This is a genomic window from Acinetobacter sp. ANC 4173, assembly GCF_004331255.1.
Classification (GTDB): Bacteria; Pseudomonadota; Gammaproteobacteria; order Pseudomonadales; family Moraxellaceae; genus Acinetobacter.
This window is the reverse complement of sequence record NZ_SJOF01000026.1, coordinates 1-3,733: the sequence shown is the minus strand read 5'-3', so window position 1 is coordinate 3,733 and position 3,733 is coordinate 1. Positions and strand designations below refer to the sequence as shown.

4 protein-coding genes are annotated in these 3,733 nt (G+C 40.3%); all 4 read left to right on the top strand.

Going from position 1 to position 3,733, the window contains the following annotated elements:
* Positions 1–473 precede the first annotated feature (473 nt).
* The 4 genes from E0H94_RS18010 (at position 474) to E0H94_RS17995 (ending at position 3,499) form a co-directional block, all read left to right on the top strand.
* Complete coding sequence (locus tag E0H94_RS18010; protein WP_131327744.1) at positions 474–1,034, top strand: hypothetical protein; 561 nt, start codon at positions 474–476, stop codon at positions 1,032–1,034.
* Positions 1,035–1,241: 207 nt separating this feature from the next.
* Positions 1,242–1,802 carry a recombinase family protein gene (locus E0H94_RS18005; RefSeq protein ID WP_131327743.1) on the top strand — a complete coding sequence of 187 codons (561 nt, stop codon included), beginning with the start codon at positions 1,242–1,244 and terminating at the stop codon, positions 1,800–1,802.
* Between the two features lie 108 nt (positions 1,803–1,910).
* Positions 1,911–2,330, top strand: coding sequence for a helix-turn-helix domain-containing protein (locus E0H94_RS18000; RefSeq protein ID WP_131327742.1), 420 nt, complete (start codon positions 1,911–1,913; stop codon positions 2,328–2,330).
* A 185-nt stretch (positions 2,331–2,515) separates the two neighbouring features.
* A complete protein-coding gene (locus E0H94_RS17995; RefSeq protein WP_165495636.1) occupies positions 2,516–3,499 on the top strand; it encodes a replication initiation protein in 984 nt (327 codons plus the stop codon).
* Positions 3,500–3,733 lie beyond the last annotated feature (234 nt).

Sequence of the window (3,733 nt, the reverse complement as noted above, 5' to 3'; positions counted from 1 at the left end):
TGGTTGAATGCTGAAAAAGCGGAAAGTGCCCTAAGTCAGATATGTGAAGGGTAAAAGGGTTAGTAAGGTTGGATTGGTGAAGTTTAAAAAGGGTTGATAACCAGTTATGTGCTAGACAGAGAGATTCTTTCCATCAAGGTTATGCAGAAAGATTCTAATTAAAGGTACTGAATACAGTGATACCAATATCTTTACAGTACTTTGGCTAGTGCACGTAACAATAACAGCAACAATCAATTGTATCTAAATGTAAAAACTATTGACATTTTAAAAATAGTTCTTGACAAATTCGATTACTGTGGTAATATTATCTTACTGGGTTATAAATAATGATATGACCTGATAGCCACGATCTATCGAATCGAACCTATTCGTCTAAAACTTCGCACTCTTTTGGTTGAGAATTTACCAAATTGAGAACGAGGTTTTTTTTCGTTTAGGAAATCTTAACTTTAAAAATAAAGAGGAAATTGATGATTAATTCAAGTATTCAAACAGCAACAAACGTAAACGGTTATTTACCTAAAACTAATGTTTACACATTGGTAAGTGGCGAGTACAGGGGTTTTCCGTTACCCGTTGGAACATACTACCGAGAAAACAATATTGATAAGGCTAATTCGATTTTAGCTTTAGCATTAGCAGCACAGCAGAACTTTTTCACCTTTGAAATTCACGAGGAAGCGCTTCATCAACATTTTGGAAATCACTTGAGCTTATTTGATAGTCGAGCGTTGTATTTAAAAGTTGGTTTAGTAAATCACGTTCGTTTAGGTATCTTCACAGAGAAGGCACAAGAGGAAGTAATTGAGTTTCTTGAGAAACGCTACGATGACTTTTCTATCCGCGAGAGCATCTATGCTGTAGACCTTAATGCCTTACAAACCGCGCAAGAAGCTTATAGTTTTGCAGAAAACTTCTTACACCCAAAGAAAGAACGCAAAGGTAAACAGATGACAGGTTGTGACCTTACTCCTGATGAAAAGCAAATGTTTGTTGAGTTCGAGTTAAAACACACGATTCGCTATAGTTAATGATGCTGAGTTAGCACATCGAGCTATGGCAACTTTAAACGGTTGCTTTTTTTTCGCCTAGAGTTTGAAGGTATGTTCTTTAAAGCATAGCCGACAGGTACACAAACATGGGTACGGAAAATGATGCTAAAACGTACCGATTTAAGTTGATTTTTAATTTTGGGTACACTATGATTAATCATCTAGAATTTAAATCGGTACAGTTGCATGGCAAGAATTGCGTACAAACGTGTCAGCACTGCTGACCAGAAAACAGATCGTCAGTTAGACGGCATGACATTCGATAGAGAGTTTGAAGACAAGGTTAGTGGTAAAGACACTAATCGTCCTGCATTGAAAGCGATGCTTGATTACATCCGTGAAGGTGACGAGCTGTACGTTCACAGCCTTGACCGTTTAGGTCGAAACACAGCAGATTTAATTTCGCTGATGAATCAACTTAAAGAAAAAGGCGTTACGGTTACTTTTGACAAGAACAAAATGACCTTTAGTCCTGATACCAGTAACCCAATGAACGACCTGATGTTCACGATGTTAGCTGCATTCAGTCAGTTTGAGCGTGAGTTAATGCTAGAACGTCAGCGTGAAGGCATTGCAAAGGCTAAAGAACTTGGTAAGTACAAAGGTCGTCCTGCTACAGTGGACAAGGAAGGGATTGTTAAAGCAAAACTGGAAGGTAAAAGTTTTAGGGCTGTTGCTAAAGAGTTTGGCGTTTCATTATCTACAGTGCAGCGCGCTTTAGATGAAATGTTTCCTCTCGCACACTGATATTTTGAAATTACACGAGTTGTTAAGCACAGGGTGTTCAGGTTTGCTAAACCCCGTGACTCAAAATCTGTTAACCTGAACAGTATTAACAACCTGAGAAGAACAACAATGAGCAAGGTGTCAATTTCAGAAGCAGCAAAGCGTTTTAAAGTCAGTCGGAACACGGTATACAAGAGAATTGCACAAGGTGCTTTAACCAAAGATGCAGATGGACTTTTAGACGTTTCAGACTTGCTTCGGGTGTTCAGTGGTAACGTTCAAGAGCAGGCGATTAGAACAAGGTTTAACAAAAATGATGAACAAGGTTATGACCACATTGCACAGCAGCTTGAACAAGTGCAGCAAGAGAACGTACAGCTCAAGCAATTGTTAGCGGTAAACGAAATGCTTGTGAACCAGTTACAGCAGCAGATAACCGATTTACGGCAGGACAAGGAAAACCTTTTTAACCAATTGGGGCAGAGACGGATTGAAAGCCGAGATCAACCTGAACAAAGGAAGGGATTGTTTTCAAAACTATTTGGATGACGATTTGATTAAAGCTGTGGTACAACTACGGTTAGAACAAACGCAGTAAAAATGAAAAACCCCGTAACTTTCAAATCTTGGCGGACTAGAAGTTACAGGGTTGAATCCTTTAGAACAAGATTTGCACTTGCTCTGTAGCTAATAATACAGGGTCAGAGTGCATTTGCAAACGGGAATATTATGCAGTGCAACAATTACGCCTTGAATTAGCAGAATCATTTTACGATTCGTTGCCATTGCGTCCGTATGCAACGGATGATTTTGAGTACGGCGTAAAGATTCAGTCCAAAAAGAATGCTGTCACTAAGAAGCATCTGTCTTTGAACCACAAGTACAGCACGCAATGGGTTACCTTCGACATTGACCGTAATGGTGCTGTGGCAGACCTTTACTACGACACGACAGGCGTACAAACGCCTAACCTTGTTGTAGAGAATCCTGAAAACGGACACGCTCACTTTCTTTACAAGTTGCAAACGCCAGTCTACTTGGGTGAAAACACCAGTATTAAGGCGATCAACTACCTGAGTGCCATCTATGCAGAAATGCGTGGGCTTTTAGGTGCTGATACTGCTTACACTGGATTGATTTCCAAGAACCCGATGCACAAGCACTGGAGAACGCAAGAACTTCACCAAGAGCCTTACACGCTACGAGAACTAGCACGTAACTTGGATTTAGATGCAACGGTTACACGTACAGCTAAGGTTAGTGCTGATGAAGCTTATCACGAAGGTCGTAACGTAAAGCTGTTCAATGAGCTTCGTGCGTGGGCTTACGTTGCTGTACGAGAGTACAGGGGTAAAACCTACGCGTTATGGCTACAGGCGTGCATTGACTACTGTATGCAGTTAAACGGTATGTTGGTACACATGCTTGGCTATAACGAAGTAAAGCAGATTGCTAAAAGCGTCAGTAAGTTTACGTGGCAGAAAGATGCCTACCATCACCACATGTTCATGGAGCGTCAGGCGATGAAAGCTAAGTCTGGTGGTGTTAAACGCTCTGCAAGCTATGACCCTTTACGAGAGCAGGCAGTGGCGTTATTCGCCGATGGTGCTAAGAAGAAGGACATTGCCTTAGAGCTGGGTGTTAGTGATCGTACTATTCGAAATTGGTTGAATGCTGAAAAAGCGGAAAGTGCCCTAAGTCAGATATGTGAAGGGTAAAAGGGTTAGTAAGGTTGGATTGGTGAAGTTTAAAAAGGGTTGATAACCAGTTATGTGCTAGACAGAGAGATTCTTTCCATCAAGGTTATGCAGAAAGATTCTAATTAAAGGTACTGAATACAGTGATACCAATATCTTTACAGTACTTTGGCTAGTGCACGTAACAATAACAGCAACAATCAATTGTATCTAAATGTAAAAACTATTGACATTTTAAAAATAGTTCTTGACAAA